Raw genomic sequence first — 18,238 nt, 5'->3', positions numbered from 1 at the left:
CCAATGTCTGACGACCGCATCGTCTCCGGCGCCCCCGTCCCCGGCGAGGTTCACGATCGCGCCCTGCGGCCGCAGACCCTGTCCGAGTTCGTCGGACAGGAGCAGGCCAGGGGCAATCTGAAGGTCTTCATCGACGCCGCCCGCGGCCGGGGCGAGGCGCTGGACCACGTCCTGCTGTTCGGCCCGCCCGGACTGGGCAAGACGACCCTGGCGCAGATCGTCGCGCGAGAACTGGGCGTCGGCTTCCGCGCCACTTCCGGGCCGATCCTGGCCAAGGCAGGGGATCTGGCCGCCATCCTGACCAATCTCGAACCGCGCGACGTGCTGTTCATCGACGAGATCCACCGTCTTGCCCCCACGGTCGAGGAAATCCTGTACCCGGCCATGGAAGACCATGTGCTGGACCTGATCATCGGCGAGGGCCCCTCGGCCCGGTCGGTGCGGATCGATCTGGCCCCCTTCACCCTGGTCGGGGCGACCACGCGCGCGGGCCTGCTGGCCACGCCGCTGCGCGACCGGTTCGGCATTCCGCTGCGGCTGGAGTTCTACACGCCCGACGAACTGGTGCGGGTCATCACCGGGGCGGCGCGCAAGATGGGCGTGGCCATCGACGACGAGGGCGCGGGCGAGATCGCCAGCCGCTCGCGCGGCACGCCGCGCGTGGCCGGCCGGCTGCTGCGCCGGGTGCGCGACTTCGCCGGGGAGGGAAAGATCGACAGGCTGTCGGCGGCGCGGGCGCTGGCGCGGCTGGAGGTCGACGAGGCCGGCCTGGACGCCAACGACCGCCGCTTCCTCAAGGCCCTGATCGAGAACTACGGCGGCGGGCCCGTCGGCATGGACACCCTCGCCGCCGCCATTGCCGAGGCGCGCGACGCGGTCGAGGACGTGATCGAACCCTATCTGCTGCAGCAGGGCTTCATCCAGCGCACCCCGCGCGGCCGCATGGCCTGCGCCAGGGCCTACGCCCACCTCGGCCTGACCGAACCGCCGAAACCGGCCGGGACCGGACAGGCGGCCCTGTTCGACTGACTATTGCGCGGCCGGCGCCGGCGTCGGCGTGAAGCGGAAATTCAGCGCCTGGATGGCTGTCGGCGTCGTCGGCGCCAGCAGAAGCCGCCCCTCGACCACGCCCTTGTCGCAGGTCCAGCGATAGGTTCCGGACAGGCCGCCCGTCGGGGTGATCGGTGCGTCCGTCGCACAAGCCCCCGCGTCGGTCTTCAACTGGCCCAGCACCGTGCGCCAGTTCTCCACCGATCGGTCCATGAGGAAATTCATCGCCAGCCGGTCGTTCGCGACACCGACATCCCCGGCGGCCCAGATACGGCCGACATCGGCATAGCGTTCGGTCAGGATAGCGCTCGCAGCGGTCGGGCGGACGGGGGCGACGCCCGCGCGGACCAGGGTGGCCGCCGCGTCGAACAGCGGCCCCGCCGGCCCGGCGTAGGTCCGGTTGGCGAAGGCGAACAGCCCCGTTCCCCGTTCGGGCATCAGGATCATGAAGGAGCCATAGCCGGGATAGCCGCCCCCGTGCGCCAGATAGACGCCCAGATTGCAGTCGACTCCGGACTGAAGTCCCATCCCGTAGGCGCTGGCGTTCGCGCAGGGCTGGCCGTCGGCCCCGGTCCCGCCGCGCGGCTGGACGAAGTTCGAGCCCTGGGCCATTTCGCGCACCGTGGAACGGCGCACCGGACCCGTCTCGGGATCGTCGCGGGCGGGCCAGGCCGACAGCAGGAAGGCGATCCAGCGGGCATAGTCCTCGGCGCTGGTCTGTACCCCGCCCATCGATCCGAACACGCCGTGCCGCATGTCGGGCTCGCGCGACCAGGCGTCGTTCTCCCAGCGATAGCCCAGCGCGCGGCGATCCTGCGGCGCGGCGAAGACGTCATAGCCGCTGGAGGTCATGCCCAGCGGCCGCATGATCTCGGCCTCGATATAGTCATTGTAGGGCCGGCCCGAGACGTTGGTGACGATCCGCCCCAGCAGGGCGTAGCCGAAGTTCGAATATTCGAACGCCGTCTGCGGCGCGCGGGTGAAGGGCACGCCGTCCTCCAGCATCCGCGTGAACTCCGCCTCGGTCAGGACCTGCTGGCGGTCGCCCCACGGATCGTCCGTGACGAAGCCGCCCGTGTGGTTCAGCAGGTCGCGAACCCGGATGCGCGGGGAATCGGCGGTCGGATAGGTCCAGTCCGCCAGTTCCGGCACATAGGTCTCGGCCAGGGCGTCCAGCGACAGCCTGCCCTCGTCGCGCAGCTTCAGGATCGCCAGGGCGGTGAAGGCCTTGGACATGGAGGCGATGCGGAACAGGGTGTCGGGCGTCACGGGGGCGCCGTCGACGGTCTTCACGCCCGTCGCCCGCAGATGGATGATCTCGCCGTTCTGGACGACGCCATACACCAGCCCGGGCGCATGGGCGTTGGCCTGCCAGCGGTCGAAGGCGGCGTCGATGACGGGGATCGCCTCGTGAAGGCTGGCCGGCGTGGCGGCGGCGGCCGTCACGGGCGGCGTCTGCGCCTGAACCGGCGGCGCGGCCCCCGCTCCCATGAGCAGAACCGTCATGATCAGAGCGTTGCGTCGCATGATCCCCTCCCGGATTGTGATCGAGACCTAGCATCGGGCGGAGCGACGGCCAATCCGCCGGCGGGCTTCACCTGCGCGCCGAACCCCGGCATGGTCGCGGCCGAAGGAGACGGCATGGCGCGAAGGGTGATCCGAACCGAGCGGCTGATCGCGGTGCTGGGCGCGGCGGTGCTGCTGCTGGGCGCGGTGATCCTGTGGAAGGCGATCGAGGCGTCGCGCCCCGGCTTCACCGAGGAGGCCCCGGAGCGCCGGGTGCTGCGTCAGGCCCGCGAACAGCTGGGCCGGACCGCCGAAATCCGCCTGCTGGACGAAGGGCGCGGCCGGGTCGTCTGCGGCTATGTCGGGCGGCGCGGCGAGAGCGCGGCGTACAGTTTCATCTCGCGGCCCAACCGGATCATGATGAGCGACGACCCCCTGGCGACCGAATTCCAGGCCATGCTGCGCGCCGACTGCCCGAACCTGCCCAAGCCGCCGACGCTCGTGGCCGTCCCATGACCGACCTGCCCACGACCGGCCGTTTCCAGGGGCGCGAACACCGCCTGCCGGTCCGGGTCTATTACGAGGACACCGACTTCACCGGTCTGGTCTATCACGCCAACTACGTCCGCTATTTCGAGCGCGGGCGGTCCGACTGCCTGCGGCTGATGGGGATCGGCCATGCTGACCTGCTGGACGGCGACCAGCCCATGGCCTTCGTGGTCACGAAGATGCAGCTGAACTTCCTCAAGCCCGCGCGGATCGACGACGCCCTGATCGTGCGCACCCACTATGACGCGGTGAAGGGGCCGCGCCTGCTGATCTCGCAGGCCGTCACCCGCGGCGACGACGTGCTTTGCCGGGCCGATGTCGAGGTGGTCTGCATCCATATGGACGGCCGGCCCCGCCGGCCGACGCGGGCCCTGGTCGAAAAGGTCGGGCCCTGGCTGGCGCGCGAAGCGTAGCCGTTTTCACCGCCCGGCGGGTGTAGACGGGTGACGCCGCCGCCACACCCCGCTAGACCCGGAGCAATTCGCCACACAACCGCCACGCCCGTCCGGTGCACAGGGACGGACAGACGGAAGGATTCCGATGACCACCGCCGCTGAAGCCTCGATGATCAACCCCGTGACCCTGTTCCTGACGGCCGACATCGTCGTTCAGGCCATCATGCTGGGACTGGCGGTCGCCTCGCTCTGGTCCTGGGCCGTGATCATCGACAAGGCCGTGCGGTTCTCGGCGCTGAACCGTCAGGCGGACAGTTTCGAACAGGCCGTCGGCTCGGGCCGGTCGCTGGAAGAGGTCGCCGCCCAGGCGGGGCCGAACCCCACCCATCCCCTGCCGCGCATGCTGGTCATCGCCCTGGCCGACTGGCGCGAGGCCCGCACGCGCGGTCCGCTGACCGAGAACCACGCCAACCTGCTGATGTCGCGCATCGACCGCGCTCTGGACAGCCTGATCGCCCGCGAGGGTCAGCGGGTCGAGAACGGTCTGGGCGTCCTGTCGGTGGTGGCGACGTCCTCGCCCTTCATCGGCCTGTTCGGCACCGTCTGGGGCATCATGAACGCCTTCGGGGCCATCGCCCTGTCCGGCAACACCAATCTTTCGACGGTGGCCCCGGCGATTTCCGAGGCCCTGTTCGCCACGGCCCTGGGCCTCGCCGCAGCCATCCCGGCCTATATCGCCTACAACAAATTCTCGATCGACGCCGGCAAGTTCACGGGCCGGCTGGAAAGCTTCGCCGACGACCTGCAGGCCGCCGTGGCGCGCCGTCTGGGCGGTTCGACCGCGGCGTCGTCGCCGCCGGTCACCACGCCTCCTGCAGGCGATTACAGCCGTCGGGAGCTCTGAGCCATGGCTCTGGCCGGAGGCGGCGGAGGCGGACACGTCCGGGGCCGCAGACGGGCGCGCAAGCGGCCGCTGAGCGAGATCAACGTGACGCCGCTGGTCGACGTCATGCTGGTGCTGCTGATCATCTTCATGATCTCGGCGCCCCTGCTGACGACCGGGGTCGAGGTCGAACTTCCCAAGACCGAGGCCAGCGCCGTCGAGACCAATCAGGAGCCGGTGGTCGTCTCCATCGACCGCGACGGCGCCATCTTCGTCGCCGAGAGCGAGGTGCCGTGGGATCGTCTGGTCCTGGCCGTGGCCCAGGAAGGCGGCGAGGGCGCGCGCGACAAGCCCGTCTTCGTCCGCGCCGACGGCCGCGCGCCGTATCAGGCCGTGGCGCGGGTCATGGCGCGGCTGTCGGGCGCCGGCTTCACGAAAATGAACCTGATCACCGACACCTCGGCCCAATCCTCAGGATCAGGCGGGGAGGGCTGACGCCTTGGAACGGCCCGGCGCGGCTCTCATCGGCTCGGTCCTGGTCCATGGGGGCGTCATCGCCGCCGTGCTGGCCATCGGCCTGTTCGCGCCCAAGGCTGCGCCGCGCCCGATCGCCAGCGCCGTGCCGGTCTCGATCGTGTCCGACGTGGTGATCGCGGCCGCCGCCGCCGACAATCCCAGCGAGGAGCTGGTCACTGAGGACGCCGCCACCGCGCCCGTCGCCCCTCCGCCCGAGCCCGTTCCTGCCCCGCCCGAGCCCAAACCCGTTCCGCCGCCGCTCCCCACCCCCACGCCGGTGAAGAAGACCACGCCGCCGCGTCCGACGCCGCCGCGCACCCAGCCGCCCCGGCCAACGCCGCCCCGTCCGACCCCGCCGCGCCGCGAGGAAACCCTGGACCTCGACGCCCTCGCCGGCCCGCCGCGTCCGGCCACGCGTCCCGGCACGCGTCCCGCCACGGGCCAGCAGGGGCAGGGCGCGGCGCCCCGGGCGACCGGTCCGCAGATCACCGCCATCTTCAACCAGGTCTATCCGAACTGGATCCTGCCCTGCGACATTCCCGGGGCGCGCGACCTGCGAATCCAGATGGACGTCACCCTCGACGCGCGCGGCCGGATCACGTCCGGCCCGACCCTGATCGGCGCCCGGTCGGACCCCGTCTGGCGCGCCGCGGCTGACAGTGCGGTGCGGGCGATTCGCCAGACCGCGCCCTTCGACGTGCCGGAAGGCTTCCCGGGCGGGCCCTTCCGTCCGACCTTCATCACCGAACGCGCCTGCGCCAATCGCTGAGAAGCGTGACAGGGCCTGAAAGTCGCCCCAATCACGGCCATGCTGGCCTTATGCGCACGGTCTGGCGATAAGGACCGGCGTAGGTCTGAACTGCGGGAGCCCCTGATGCGACTGAACCGACTTCTGGCGAGCGTCGCCCTCGTGGCGATGACGGCGACCTCGGTCACGGCCCAGACCCCGCCTCCGCAAGACCCGGTCGAGGTCGAGATCGATCAGGGCGTGCTGCGCCCGCTGCAGATCGCCGTGGTCAATTTCGACGGTCAGAACGGCTCCGACCTCGGCAACGTCATCCGCGCCGACCTGCGCCGCTCGGGCTATTTCGAGCCCATGGACCCGGCCAGCTTCGTCGAGACCGGCCTGACCCTGGCCAACGCCCCCAACTTCCCGCAGTGGACCTCGATCGGCGCCCAGGCGGTGCTGTACGGCGCGGTCACGCCCCGGCCCGACGGCCGCAACGACTTCGGCTTCCGCCTGTACGATCCCTATCGCCAGTGCCAGCTGGCCTCGTACCAGTTCACCGCCACGCCCGAGCAGTGGCGCCGCATCGGCCACAAGATCGCCGACCTGATCTATCAGCGCATGACCGGCGAGACCGGCCTGTTCGACAGCCGCGTCGTCTTCGTTTCGGAAAGCGGCACCCAGCTGAACCGCCTGTCGCGCCTCGCCATCTCGGATCAGGACGGGTTCAACCCCGTCTATCTGACCCAGGGCGACGAGATCATCATGTCGCCGCGCTTCTCGCTCAGCGACCCCAACGAGATCACCTATGTGGCGCTGGGCAAGGATTACAGCCGCATCTATCTGTACAACCTGTCGACCGGCCGCCGCGAAAGCCTTGGCGAGTTCGACGGTCAGGTTCTGGCCCCGCGCTTCTCGAACGACGGGTCGAAGATGGCCTTCTCGATCATCCGGGGCGGCAATACCGACGTCTATGTGATGGACCTGTCCAGCCGCCAGACGCGGCGCCTGACCACCGACCCCGGCATCGACACCTCGCCCTCCTTCAGCCCCGACAACAGCCAGATCGTCTTCACCTCGGACCGCTCGGGCAGCGCCCGCCTGTACGTCATGCGCGCCGACGGCTCGGGCCAGCGCGCCATCGCCCGGGGCGGCGGCCTGTACACCGCCCCGAACTGGAGCCCGCGCGGCGACCTGATCGCCTTCACCAAACAGGGTGGGGGCCGGTTCTCGACCGGCGTCATGCGCCCCGACGGCTCGGGCGAGCGCATCCTGTCGTCCAGCTATTTCGAGGAGGGCCCGTCCTGGGCCCCGAATGGCCGCTACATCATGTTCGCGCGCCAGAGCCCGGGCGGCGACACCCGGCTGTGGACCGTCGACCTGTCCGGCCGCGTGGTGTCCCAGGCCGGCTACAGCGGCCGCGGTTCCGACCCGGCGTGGTCGCCCCTGCTGGACGAACAGCCCTCCAACCTCGGCGGCGGCGGCCCGGACGGCTGCCCCACCTGACCCCAAGCGGAGCCATTCGGCTCATTCCGGCGTTATCGTCACTGGCGAAACCGCTGGCGCCTCAGTAGCAACCTTTTATAGCCAAGCTGGAGGCCGCGGCCTCACCCAAGGAGACGATCCGATGATGAAGCCCTCGACCCTGGTCCGTCTGGCCGCCGTCGGCCTGGCCGTAACCGCCATCGCCGCCTGCACCCCGCGCCGGCCCGCCGAATCCGCCGCCGGCGAAACCGTCCCGCCCGCCGGCAACGAACAGTACACTGACAACAGCCCGCCGATCAGCGGCGGCGCCGTCGGCGCGCCCGCGCCGGGCTCGGAACAGGACTTCGTCGTCAATGTCGGCGACCGGGTCTATTTCGACCTCGACAGCTATCAGCTGCGTCCGGAGGTCTATCCGCGCATGGACGCCCAGGTCGCCTGGCTGCAGCGCTATCCGAACGTGACCGTCCGCATCGAGGGCAACGCCGATGAACGCGGCACCCGCGAATACAACCTGGCTCTCGGCGCCCGCCGCGCTGAATCGGTCCGCACCTATCTGGTCGAGCGCGGCGTCAACGCCGGCCGTATCGACACCATCAGCTACGGCAAGGAGCGTCCGATCGCCGCCGGCTCGACCGAGGAAGCCTTCGCCCGCAACCGCAACGCCCACACCGCCATCGTCTCCGGCGCCACGCGCTGACACGATCCTCCGCCCCGTCGCACGCGCGGCGGGGCGGAGACCCTGGGACGACTGAAGACATGCTGAAGCTGCCCGCCGCCCTCCGCACCCGCAACGCCCTGGTCTCGGTCCTCGGCGTGATCCTGATCGCCGGGACCACGACCGTCGTGGCCCAGACCGCGCCGCTGGAGCCGATCCAGTGGGACAAGCGCCGGCTGGACCAGCTGGACCGCAACGTCCGCCGTCTCGAGCGCGCCGTGACCCAGCGCAACGCCGCCGGCCAGCCCGTCATCATCGAGCCGGACCCCGAGGTCGTGGCGCTTCAGGGCCGCGTCGGCCTGATGGACCGCCGACTCGCCGACATGGAAGCCACGGTCCAGCGCGTGAACGGCGATCTCGAACGCCTGACCTTCCAGCTCGACGAATCCACCCGCGACAACGCCGCGCTGAGCACCCGCGTCCGCGACGCCGAGGGCCGCATCCGGGCGATGGAGGCCGCCGCCGCCCGCGAGGCCGAGCTGAACGCCCCCATTCCGACGACCTCGCCCACCGGCGACGCCGCCCGCGACCTGACCGCCGCCGCGCGTCTGGCCGCCAGCGATCCGGCCCGCGGCGACCGCGCCCTGCAGACCGTCGTCCTCGCCTGGCCCGACACCCCCCAGGCGGCCGAGGCCAACAGCCGTCTGGGCGACCTGCGCGTCTCGGCGGGCGACCACGCCGGCGCCGTCTCGGCCTACGCCGCCGCCCTGCGCGGCTGGCCCACCGCGGGCTGGGCCCCGGCGACGACGCTGGAGCTGGCCAATGCGCTGAACGCCACCGACCGCAAGACCCAGGCCTGCACCGCCCTGACCGAGTTCGCGCGCCGCTACGCCGAGGCGGCCACTCCGGCGGTGCGCACCCGCGCGGCCGAGACCCGCACCCGCATCGGCTGCGCGGCCCCCGCGGCAGCCCGGCGGCCGGGCTGACCCCGACGCCTGAGGACTGGACCGCGCCGGTCAGGGACCGCCTGTCCGCCCGGCTGGAGCGCAACGCCGGTCATCCCGTGGCCCTGGCCCTGTCCGGGGGCGGAGACTCCATCGCCCTGCTGCATGTCGCCGCCGGCTGGGCGCGGGAGAATGGCCGTCGGCTGCTGGCCCTGACCGTCGATCACGGCCTGAGCCCCGACAGCGCCGCGTGGACCGCCTTCGCCGGACAGGCCGCCCGTGACGCCGGCGCCGACTGGCGCGGTCTGCACTGGACAGGCCCGAAACCCTCCACCGGCCTGCCCGCCGCCGCGCGCCGCGCTCGCCACGCCCTGATCGCGGATGCGGCGCGCGAGGCCGGAGCTCGCGTCGTCCTGCTCGCCCACACCGCCGACGACATCGCCGAGGGCGAGGTCATGCGGGACGAAGGCTCCACGCTCGGCCGGCTGCGCGACTGGGGCCCGTCCCCGGCCTGGCCGGAGGGAAGGGGGCTGCTGCTGCTGCGTCCCATGCTGGATGCGGGCCGGGCCGAGGTGCGCGACTGGCTGGCGGCGCGCGGGGCGGCGTGGATCGACGACCCGGCCAATGACGACCCGGAATACGCCCGCAGTCGCGCACGCTCATCCCTTCTCCCTGTGGGAGAAGGTGGCCCGAAGGGCCGGATGAGGGGCGACCGGTTGAGCGGCGAAGCCGCCCCCGGACATCCGACCCTCACCCTTTCGCGCCAGAACGACGGCTCCGCCGCCGTGCGCTCAAGCCCTCTCCCAACAGGAGAGGGATCATTCGAGGTCGGTCGAGGGACGGACGCCCGAACCCTCGCCGCCGTCCTCGTCTGCGCCGGCGGCGGCGACCGACCCCCGCGCGGCGATCGGCTGACCGGGCTTCTGACCCGCCTCCGCTCGGGCGAGGCCTTCACTGCCACCCTCTGCGGCGCCCGCATCGAAGCCGCAGACCGCGTCAGCATCACCCGCGAACCCGGCGAACTGACCCGCCGCCGGCCGCCGTCCCTGCCGCTGACGCCCGGGGTTGAAGTCGTCTGGGACGGACGATGGGCCGTCACGACCGACGAGCCCGGCTGGTCCGTGGTCCCCGCCGCCGGCCGCATGGCCGCCCTGTCCGACGCCGACCGGGCCATGCTCAAGACCCTGCCGCCCGCCGCCCGCGCCAGCGAACCTGTCCTGATCCGGAACGAAATCGCCGCCCCGGTTCTTGCACGGACGGCGGCGAGGGCGCGGTCGCTGGTCGAAGAGAGACTGGCGCTCGCGCTGGACCGAATGACGCACGAAAGGGACCTGGGCGCCGTCTTCCATGGCGAAACGCTCCGGAACCCCCTATTTTCGACCTGACATCAGTGAACGGGCGTTTCGCGCCCGAGGAACAAGACGAGCATGAACCTGCGCAATTTCGCCATCTGGGGCGTCATCATCCTGGGCGCCATGGCCTTCTATGTGGCCGTCAGCCGTCCGGGCGGCATCGCCGCCCCGGCCGCCGGCAAGGCCGCCGCCGAGCGTCCGCAGGTCATGACCTATTCCGACCTGCTCAAGGCGCGGGACGCCGGCGACATCACGCGTGTCGAATCGCGCGGTGAGACGCTGAAGGCGACCCTGAAGGACAGCCGCGTCGTCACCGTCACCACCCCCACGCCCAACGGCCCCCTGCTGGACAGCATCGCCGCCTCGGGCGCCCAGGTGGACGCCAAGAGCACGCGTCAGTCGATCTGGGTCAGCGCCCTGATCGGCCTGCTGCCCTTCGTGCTGATCATCGGCCTGTGGGTGCTGATCATGCGCCAGATGCAGGGCGGGGCGCGCGGGGCCATGGGTTTCGGCAAGTCCAAGGCCAAGCTGCTGACCGAGCACAAGGGCCGCAAGACCTTTGACGACGTCGCCGGCGTGGACGAGGCCAAGGAGGAGCTGCAGGAGGTCGTCGACTTCCTCAAGGACCCGGGCAAGTTCCAGAAGCTGGGCGGCAAGATTCCCAAGGGCGCCCTGCTGGTCGGCCCTCCCGGCACCGGCAAGACCCTGCTGGCCCGCGCCGTCGCGGGCGAGGCGGGCGTGCCCTTCTTCTCGATCTCGGGTTCTGACTTCGTCGAGATGTTCGTCGGCGTCGGCGCCAGCCGCGTGCGCGACATGTTCGAACAGGCCAAGAAGAACGCCCCCTGTATCATCTTCATCGACGAGATCGACGCCGTCGGCCGTCACCGCGGCGCCGGTCTGGGCGGCGGCAATGACGAGCGCGAGCAGACCCTCAACCAGCTGCTGGTCGAGATGGACGGCTTCGAGGCCAACGAGGGCATCATCCTGATCGCGGCCACCAACCGGCCCGACGTGCTGGACCCGGCCCTGCTGCGTCCCGGCCGCTTCGACCGCCAGGTCGTGGTGCCCAATCCCGATGTGAGCGGACGCGAGAAGATCCTCCGCGTCCACATGAAGGACGTGCCGCTGGCCGCCGACGTCAACGTCAAGACGATCGCCCGCGGAACCCCCGGCTTCTCGGGCGCCGACCTGGCCAATCTGGTCAATGAGGCGGCCCTGATGGCGGCCCGCAAGGACCGCCGCATGGTCACCCACCGCGACTTCGAGGACGCCAAGGACAAGGTCATGATGGGCGCCGAGCGCAAATCCATGGCCATGAACGAGGAAGAGCGCCGCCTGACCGCCTATCACGAGGGCGGCCACGCCATCGTGGCCATGAACGTCAAGATGGCCGACCCGGTGCACAAGGCGACCATCGTCCCGCGCGGCCAGGCCCTGGGCATGGTGATGCAACTGCCGGAAGGCGACCGCTATTCCATGAAGTACCAGCAGATGGTCGACCGCATCGCCATCATGGCCGGCGGCCGCGTGGCCGAGGAGCTGATCTTCGGCAAGGAGAACATCACCTCGGGCGCCAGCTCCGACATCCAGCAGGCCTCCAAACTGGCCCGCCGCATGGTCACCCAGTGGGGCTTCTCGGACATCCTCGGCACCGTGGCCTATGGCGAGAACGAGCAGGAGGTCTTCCTCGGCCACTCGGTCGCGCGCAGCCAGAACGTCTCGGAAGAGACGGCCCGGATCATCGATTCCGAGGTCAAGCGCATCGTCAGCGCCGGCTGGGACGAGGCCCGACAGATACTGACCGACAAGGCCGCCGATCTGGAAACCCTCGCCCAGGCCCTGCTCGAATACGAAACCCTTTCGGGTCAGGAGATCAAGGACCTGCTCGAGAAGGGCCTCGCTCCCAATCGCGACGAGAGCAACTTCCCCAACGTCGGCCCCTCGGTCTCCGTGCCGATCACCCCGGTGTCGGACGGCACGTCCGTCGAGGTGCAGACGGTTCACTGACCCGCTGAACGTCAGGACCCGCCGCCGGAATGATCCGCGGCGGGTTCTTTCTGATGAACATGTTTGCATTATAAACTAGTCTATGAGATATGGCGTGCGTCAACCAAGGGGAGGGCGCCATGTCGTCATCTGAAGTCCGTCAAACTGACCGCCTGCACGGCCTCGACGCCCTGCGCGCCGCCGCCCTGCTGCTGGGCGTCGTGCTGCACGCGTCCATGTCCTATTTTCCGGTGACCATCTGGATCGTGCCCGACACCGACAATTCGCCGGCCGCCGCCGTCCTGTTCTTCGCCATCCACCTGTTCCGGATGACCAGCTTCTTCCTGATCGCCGGCCTGTTCGCCCACATGATGCTGGGCCGGCGCGGGACGTTCGGCTTCATCAAGGACCGCATGATCCGCATCGCCGGACCGCTCGCCGCCTTCTGGACGCCGGTCCTCGCCGCCATCATCGCCGGGTTGATCTGGATGGCCGCCATCCGCAACGGCGGGACGATTCCGACCGACGGCCCGCCGCCGCCGCCGCTGACGGTCGCCACCTTCCCCCTGACGCATCTGTGGTTCCTGTACGTCCTGCTGATCCTCTACGCCGGCATGCTGATCCTGCGCGCGCCCTTCGCCATGCTGGATCGCAACGGCGCCTGGGGCCGGTTCGTCGACCGGGTGACCGGCGTCCTGATCGGACCCTGGACCCCGGTCGTCCTGGCCGCGCCGCTGGCCCTCGCCTTCTGGCTGGCGCCGAACTGGACGCCCTTCTTCGGCATTCCGACGCCGGACACGGGACTGGTCCCCAATCCCGTCGCCCTGACCGCCTTCGGGACCGCCTTCGGCCTTGGCTTCCTGCTGGACCGCCGCCGCGACCTGTTGAACCGAATCGAGCGGCTGTGGCCGCTGTTCACCGTCGTCGCCCTCGGCGTCGGCGCGGCCGCCCTGGTCATGGCCGGCGGACCGGTTCCGGACCTGGCGCCCGTGACCGCCCCCAATCTGAAGGCGCCGCTGGCCGCGGTCATGGCCCTGGCCATCTTCGCCTCGACCTTCGCGGTCCTGTCGCTGGCCCTGCGCTTCGCCTCGGGATACAGCGCCGCCCGCCGCTATCTCGCCGACGCCTCCTACTGGATCTACATCGTCCACCTGCCGCTGGTCATCGTCGGCCAGATCCTGGTGGTCAACCAGACCTGGCCGTGGTTCGTGAAGCTGGGCGTCGTCATCGGCGGAACCACGGCCGTCAGCCTGCTGACCTACGAACTGCTGGTCCGTCACACCTTCGTCGGCCGCTGGCTGAACGGCCGGCGGGTCCCGTGGCGCCGTCAACCCCGGCCCGCGCTCGCGCCCGCCGAATAGCTTGCCAACACCAGCCGGCTCGTTCACGCCAGGGACGAGCCGGCCCCGGAGAATCGTAATGCCCGCCAAGCCCCGCCTGCATTCGCCCGAGGACGACCTCGCCTTCATGCGCTCGATCGTCGAGGGCGGCGGGCGCCCGCCCATGACCCTGGCCATCTGCTACCTGGCGGGCGGCCTCCTGTACGGGCTGCAGTGCCTGTTCCACGTCGGTCAGGCGACGGGGCTGATCCGCTGGCCCGATCTCGTCAACCTGGTCTTCGTCGTCGGGATCAGCGTCGCCTTCCTGTCGATCCTGACCTGGGCCATCCTCAAGGATCGCAAGACCGGCGCCTCCAACCGGGGCCCGGTGGCGACGCGCACGCTCAACGCCGCCTTCAGCGCCACAGGCATGGCCAACACCGCCGTCATTATCGTCTTCGGCGTCGGCGCCTACCGGGATCAGGACTTCGCCATCTGGCTCTACTACGCCGCCATCGTCTTCGCCCTCCAGGCCGCGGCCTGGTACATGGCCTGGACGCTCAGGCGGAAGGGCTGGATGCTGGCCACGGCCCTCGGCGGCTGGGCCACGGCCGTGGCGCTGGGCGTGCTGGTGCGTGAACCCATGTGGTACCTCGGCGTCTGCACCGTCGCCCTGTTCGCCCTGTTCGCCCTGCCCGGCTGGGTCATGTACCGCGACGCCCGCGCCGGATCGAAGGCGGCCTGAGCCATGGGTCTGGCCGATCTCGGACGGATCGACGACGTCATCCACGGCCGCATGCGGCTGGGGATCATGGTCTATCTGGCCGATTCCGACGCCGCCGACTTCACCGAGCTGAAGACCGTGCTGGAGGCCACCCAGGGCAATCTGTCGGTGCATCTGAAGACGCTGGAAAAGGCCGGTTACGTCGCCATCGACAAGAGCTTCAAGGACAACAAGCCCCTGACCCGGGTGTCGATCACCGCCGAGGGCCGCAAGGCCTTCTCCGCCTATCTCGACGCGCTCGGCGGCCTGATCGGGGGCGGGAACGAATGAGCGGATCGGGCTTCATCGAAGGGGCGCTGGACGTGATCTTCGGAGCGAAGCCGAAGGCGGGACAGACGCGCGTCATGGGCATCGTCAACGTCACGCCCGACAGCTTCTCGGACGGCGGCCGGCTGGCCGACGTCGAGGCGGCCGTGGCGTATGGTCTGACGCTGACGGAGCAGGGCGCGGACATTCTCGACGTCGGCGGCGAAAGCACCCGGCCGGGCGCCGAGCCGGTGGATGCGGATCAGGAAATCGCCCGCGCCATCCCGGTCATCGAGGGCCTGCGCCTGGCCGGCTGGAACGGTCCCGTCAGCATCGACACCATGAAGCCCCAGGTCGCCCGGGCCGCCGTCGCCGCCGGGGCGACGATGTGGAACGACGTCAGCGCCCTCGGCCATGCGCCGGACGGTCTCGAGACCGCGGCGTCTCTCGGCTGCGACGTGGTGCTGATGCACATGCGGGGCCAGCCGCGCACCATGCAGGAGGCGCCCGTCTATACCGACGTGGTCCCCGAGGTCTTCGAATGGCTCCTCGCCCGCGCCCGGGTCGTCATGGCCGCCGGTGTGGCGCGCGAGCGGATCTGGCTGGATCCCGGCATCGGCTTCGGCAAGACGGCCGACCACAACCTGGCGCTGACGGCGCATCTGGACCGGCTGACCGCGACCGGCTTTCCGGTCCTCTACGGGGCCAGCCGCAAACGCACGATCCAGTCCATCGACCCGACCGCGACCGACGCCGGCGACCGCCTCGGTGGTTCGCTGGCCCTGGCGCTGGAGGCGGCGCGGCGCGGCGTCTCGATCATCCGCGTCCACGACGTCCGCGAGACGGTTCAGGCGCTGAAGGTACAGGCCGCAGTCGCGGACGCAGGGCCCTAGCGTCCCTTTGCCCCGCGCGAACTCACAGCCAATTTCTCCACCAGTTCGGGCGTGATGGGCTTGCTGGTCGAGAAGGTGACTCCGGTCTTCGTCGTCTTCAGTTTCAGCGAAGCGATCTCGTCGGCATGAGCGGCGATCGCGCCCGGATCGACATACAGGCCGCACTGTTTGCTGAACGCCGCATACCCCGCGACGATCGTGTCCCCGATCCGAAACCCGGGCATGCCGTACATGATGACTTCTTCAGCGTCCGGCAGCGCCCTCGACAGCCCGGCGCGCAGCTGACGCAGCATCGGGCGAAACGCCTCCGGCGCGGCGGCGATATAGGCGTCGTGGTTCGCCGTCATGCGGGCGCTCCGACCTCAGGGCAGGTTGATCTGCCACGACACGCCGAACCGGTCCTGGGCCCAGCCGAACCGCTGCGAAAAGCCGTAGTTGTTCGGCGGCATGAGCAGTTTGCCGCCCTCGCCCAATGCGGCCGCCAGAGCGTCCACATCCTCGGCCGTGTCGACGATCAGGAAGGTCGAGGTTGACGGGGTGAAGTCGAAATCGTGCACGGGCGGGGAGTCATTGGCCATGATCTCCAGCCCGGCGATCGACAGCCGCGCCATGGCCACCGTGCCGTCGGGCTTTTTGTCCAGCGCCGCGATCCGGGCGCCCGGAATGGCCTGGACATAGAAGGTCAGGGCCTCTTCGCATCTGCCCTGGAACATCAGGAAGGGTGCGGCGGTGGTGATCATCGGTCGTCTCCTCTCAGGCCTTGCGGCGATAGTTTGTGACGGTGAAGTCGCGCCACTGCCCGTCCTGACCGACAAGACGGCCGGTCAGGCGGCGCTCGTCCGCAGAGACGATTTCGAAAACGTCGTCATAGTCCGTCTCCTCACCCTCGACATCGAAGCTGGGGCCGCGGCTGCGCATGTGAAGCCGGCCGTTCTCGACGGCGCCGTCACAGGTCCACAGGTGCGGATCCTCCCAGTTCACGAAATCGCCCGTGACCTTGCCGGTAGCCGGGTCGAGCGCGAGCTGGAACCGGGCCCCGTCGCTGGATTCGATGACGATCCACGCGCCCCGGCGGGTGACGGTCTCCGCGCCCGTTCGGCGGCGGGCCGGATTGTCGGGAACGCTGCGGCCCTCGAAGGTCCATTCCCCGACCAGCTGGTCCAGCCAGTCCTTGCTCATCGCCCGGTCTCCGTTACCCGTTCAAGATTGTCGAGGATCATGGCCCAACCCTTCGACGCTCCCTCGACGAAATGCGCCCATTCGGCGGGCAGGGCATGTTCGAGCACGACCAGACAGCCGTCGCCGCGCGCCGAGAAGGTGACCGTCACCAGAACCGGCGGGTCGTCGCTGTACCGGGTCTCGAAGACGATACGGCGCGGCCGGTCGATGTCCACGAAGGCGCCATGGTGCTCGGCCAGTTCCTCGCCGCGCCGCTCGAAGACCTCGATCCGACCTCCGGCCCGGGGCTCGTACAGAACATGCTCCATCACGCCCGATGGCGTGGCGTAGAGCCATTCGCCCACTCGCGCCGGGTCCAGGAAGGCGTCGAACACCCGCTCGGGCGGGTGCCGGAAGAGTTTCTCGACACGAACCCGGCTCATGCGTCCCTCCATCCGGCCACGCGTGCGTCCGGATGACGGTCCAGGACGAAGCGCGGCTCGATCCCGTGTTCCAGCCAGATCTTGGCTCCCGCAAGAACCAGGGCGAAGCCGCCGGTCGAGTCGAGCGCCCTGGCGACCTGTTCATCGGGCGCGCCGTGAAATCCGCGATTGAAGACCTCGACCCAGGTTTCGCCGCCGCGGGCCTCGAAGGTCCATTCGACCTCGGTCGGAGCGCTGTCCACATCCCAGTCGACGAGGATCCGCCGGCCCGGCTCGACCGCCTTGACCACGACATCCGTCCCGACGCCATACATCTTCCAGTCCCAGCGAACGCGCGCGCCGGGCTCAAGCCGTCCGCTGCCCTCGCTGAACCAGAAGCGGGACGTCACCGCCGGATCGGCGAAGGCCTCGAAAACCTCTGCGACCGGACGCCGGATCAGCATGCCGGCCGAGGCGACCGGGGCGGTCACGCCGCGCCCTCCAGCCGGGCGGCGTAGGCGTCGCGCAGGGCGAACCAGCGATCCCACGACCAGGGATGGCGTACGCCGCGCACAGCGTCGTCCAGACCCTCCATATGATGGTGCCAGCCGCTGAGCACATTGTTGCGCGCGCCCGCCCACGATTCCGGCACGCGATGGATCAGCGTCAGATGGGTGCCGTCGCCGTCGGGCTCCAGCCGCCACGACACGACCGACTCCGGATTGCCGCCGAAGGTGTGCTCGAACCGGCTGAAGGGGCGGGCCACCAGCACCTCGTTCGACTGCCGGCGCTTTTCCGGCACATCCGGCATGAAGTCGTGATCGGGCTGGCGGAAATTCAGCTCCATGCGGCCCCCCGGCCGCGCCTCGATATCGGCCTCGGCCAACCAGCAGGCCAGACCGTCGCCGGTGGTCAGCGCCTTCCACACCCGTTCGGGCGAATGGCGCAGCCGCCGCTCGAAGCGCAGTTCCCAACCGCCCTCTATTCGGCGGCAGGTTCCCGCCTCCGCATCCAGCCGGACGGAATCCGCGGTCCCGGTCATTGGGGGAACTCCTTGTCGAGATGCGCCTCCAGCGCGTCGAGTTTGCCCGCCCACAGACTGCGGTAACGGGCCAACCAGATATCCAGTTCGGCCAGCGGCGCGGGATTGAGGCGGTACATTCGCCGCTGGGCGTCCTTGCGCACGGTCACCAGTCCGGCTTCGCGCAGCACTGACAGATGCTTCGACACCGTCGGCTGGCTGATCGGCAGGGCGTCGACGAAGTCTCCGGCGGGCCGTTCGCCCTCAGCCAGCATCGACAGGATCGACATCCGGTGGGGTTCCGACATGGCCTGAAGGGCGGCGTGCATCAAGATCGTTTAATGGCA

At 69.9% G+C, this 18,238-nt stretch carries 23 protein-coding genes; 15 read left to right on the top strand and 8 right to left on the bottom strand.

Features of this window, described 5'->3' with window-relative positions:
• The first annotated feature begins 3 nt into the window (after positions 1-3).
• A complete protein-coding gene (ruvB, locus tag BrevBR_RS12030; RefSeq protein ID WP_332638709.1) occupies positions 4-1,029 on the top strand; it encodes a Holliday junction branch migration DNA helicase RuvB in 1,026 nt (341 codons plus the stop codon).
• Here the strand turns inward: ruvB and BrevBR_RS12025 are convergent, their stop codons facing one another.
• Positions 1,030-2,577, bottom strand: a complete 1,548-nt coding sequence (locus BrevBR_RS12025; protein ID WP_340001090.1) for a serine hydrolase domain-containing protein — start codon at positions 2,575-2,577, stop codon at positions 1,030-1,032.
• A gap of 114 nt (positions 2,578-2,691) precedes the next feature.
• Here BrevBR_RS12025 and BrevBR_RS12020 point away from each other — a divergent pair, with 114 nt between their 5' ends.
• The 14 genes from BrevBR_RS12020 to folP all read left to right on the top strand — a co-directional run bounded on the left by BrevBR_RS12020 (position 2,692) and on the right by folP (position 15,290).
• Complete coding sequence (locus tag BrevBR_RS12020; protein WP_332638707.1) at positions 2,692-3,072, top strand: hypothetical protein; 381 nt, start codon at positions 2,692-2,694, stop codon at positions 3,070-3,072.
• Positions 3,069-3,518, top strand: coding sequence for a tol-pal system-associated acyl-CoA thioesterase (gene ybgC / locus BrevBR_RS12015; RefSeq protein WP_340001089.1), 450 nt, complete (start codon positions 3,069-3,071; stop codon positions 3,516-3,518). Before BrevBR_RS12020 ends, ybgC begins: the two co-directional genes overlap by 4 nt.
• 127 nt (positions 3,519-3,645) lie before the next feature.
• Positions 3,646-4,404, top strand: a complete 759-nt coding sequence (tolQ, locus tag BrevBR_RS12010; RefSeq protein WP_332638705.1) for a protein TolQ — start codon at positions 3,646-3,648, stop codon at positions 4,402-4,404.
• A gap of 3 nt (positions 4,405-4,407) precedes the next feature.
• Positions 4,408-4,878 (top strand): ExbD/TolR family protein, encoded by a 471-nt coding sequence (locus BrevBR_RS12005; protein WP_332638704.1) that lies wholly within the window; start codon positions 4,408-4,410, stop codon positions 4,876-4,878.
• A gap of 4 nt (positions 4,879-4,882) precedes the next feature.
• Complete coding sequence (locus tag BrevBR_RS12000) at positions 4,883-5,668, top strand: hypothetical protein (protein WP_340001088.1); 786 nt, start codon at positions 4,883-4,885, stop codon at positions 5,666-5,668.
• A gap of 105 nt (positions 5,669-5,773) precedes the next feature.
• Positions 5,774-7,132, top strand: coding sequence for a Tol-Pal system beta propeller repeat protein TolB (gene tolB, locus BrevBR_RS11995; protein WP_340001087.1), 1,359 nt, complete (start codon positions 5,774-5,776; stop codon positions 7,130-7,132).
• Positions 7,133-7,256: 124 nt separating this feature from the next.
• Positions 7,257-7,808: a peptidoglycan-associated lipoprotein Pal gene (pal, locus tag BrevBR_RS11990; RefSeq protein ID WP_332638727.1), complete on the top strand. Its 552-nt coding sequence runs from the start codon at positions 7,257-7,259 to the stop codon at positions 7,806-7,808.
• Positions 7,809-7,867: 59 nt separating this feature from the next.
• Positions 7,868-8,752 (top strand): tol-pal system protein, encoded by an 885-nt coding sequence (locus BrevBR_RS11985; protein WP_340001086.1) that lies wholly within the window; start codon positions 7,868-7,870, stop codon positions 8,750-8,752.
• A 77-nt stretch (positions 8,753-8,829) separates the two neighbouring features.
• A complete protein-coding gene (tilS, locus tag BrevBR_RS11980) occupies positions 8,830-10,095 on the top strand; it encodes a tRNA lysidine(34) synthetase TilS (RefSeq protein WP_340001085.1) in 1,266 nt (421 codons plus the stop codon).
• A 42-nt stretch (positions 10,096-10,137) separates the two neighbouring features.
• Positions 10,138-12,069, top strand: a complete 1,932-nt coding sequence (gene ftsH, locus BrevBR_RS11975; RefSeq protein ID WP_340001083.1) for an ATP-dependent zinc metalloprotease FtsH — start codon at positions 10,138-10,140, stop codon at positions 12,067-12,069.
• 119 nt (positions 12,070-12,188) lie between these two features.
• Complete coding sequence (locus BrevBR_RS11970) at positions 12,189-13,409, top strand: acyltransferase family protein (RefSeq protein ID WP_340001082.1); 1,221 nt, start codon at positions 12,189-12,191, stop codon at positions 13,407-13,409.
• Positions 13,410-13,467: 58 nt separating this feature from the next.
• On the top strand, positions 13,468-14,112 hold the full coding sequence (locus BrevBR_RS11965) for a hypothetical protein (protein WP_332638697.1): 645 nt from the start codon (positions 13,468-13,470) through the stop codon (positions 14,110-14,112).
• A 3-nt stretch (positions 14,113-14,115) separates the two neighbouring features.
• Complete coding sequence (locus BrevBR_RS11960) at positions 14,116-14,421, top strand: winged helix-turn-helix domain-containing protein (protein WP_332638696.1); 306 nt, start codon at positions 14,116-14,118, stop codon at positions 14,419-14,421.
• 74 nt (positions 14,422-14,495) lie between these two features.
• A complete protein-coding gene (gene folP, locus BrevBR_RS11955) occupies positions 14,496-15,290 on the top strand; it encodes a dihydropteroate synthase (RefSeq protein ID WP_340001197.1) in 795 nt (264 codons plus the stop codon).
• Here folP and BrevBR_RS11950 read toward each other — a convergent pair.
• From BrevBR_RS11950 to BrevBR_RS11920, 7 genes are read right to left on the bottom strand one after another with little or no spacing between them, the layout of a single operon-like run.
• Positions 15,287-15,637 (bottom strand): iron chaperone, encoded by a 351-nt coding sequence (locus BrevBR_RS11950; protein WP_340001081.1) that lies wholly within the window; start codon positions 15,635-15,637, stop codon positions 15,287-15,289. The genes folP and BrevBR_RS11950 overlap by 4 nt on opposite strands.
• Positions 15,638-15,652: 15 nt before the next feature.
• The gene (locus BrevBR_RS11945; protein WP_340001080.1) at positions 15,653-16,030 is read right to left on the bottom strand and encodes a VOC family protein; all 378 of its coding nucleotides are present in this window, start codon (positions 16,028-16,030) and stop codon (positions 15,653-15,655) included.
• Positions 16,031-16,043: 13 nt separating this feature from the next.
• Complete coding sequence (locus BrevBR_RS11940; protein WP_340001079.1) at positions 16,044-16,469, bottom strand: DUF1579 family protein; 426 nt, start codon at positions 16,467-16,469, stop codon at positions 16,044-16,046.
• Complete coding sequence (locus BrevBR_RS11935) at positions 16,466-16,891, bottom strand: SRPBCC family protein (RefSeq protein WP_332638692.1); 426 nt, start codon at positions 16,889-16,891, stop codon at positions 16,466-16,468. The genes BrevBR_RS11940 and BrevBR_RS11935 overlap by 4 nt, the downstream gene beginning before the upstream one ends.
• Entirely contained in the window at positions 16,888-17,361 is a 474-nt protein-coding gene (locus tag BrevBR_RS11930) for an SRPBCC family protein (RefSeq protein WP_340001078.1), read from the bottom strand. Before BrevBR_RS11930 ends, BrevBR_RS11935 begins: the two co-directional genes overlap by 4 nt.
• The gene (locus BrevBR_RS11925) at positions 17,358-17,912 is read right to left on the bottom strand and encodes an SRPBCC family protein (RefSeq protein ID WP_332638690.1); all 555 of its coding nucleotides are present in this window, start codon (positions 17,910-17,912) and stop codon (positions 17,358-17,360) included. The genes BrevBR_RS11930 and BrevBR_RS11925 overlap by 4 nt, the downstream gene beginning before the upstream one ends.
• On the bottom strand, positions 17,909-18,220 hold the full coding sequence (locus BrevBR_RS11920) for an ArsR/SmtB family transcription factor (RefSeq protein WP_340001077.1): 312 nt from the start codon (positions 18,218-18,220) through the stop codon (positions 17,909-17,911). The genes BrevBR_RS11925 and BrevBR_RS11920 overlap by 4 nt, the downstream gene beginning before the upstream one ends.
• Positions 18,221-18,238: the final 18 nt, after the last annotated feature.

It is taken from the genome of Brevundimonas sp. BR2-1 (genome assembly GCF_037626195.1).
GTDB lineage: Bacteria > Pseudomonadota > Alphaproteobacteria > Caulobacterales > Caulobacteraceae > Brevundimonas.
This window is presented reverse-complemented; position numbering and strand designations above follow the sequence as displayed.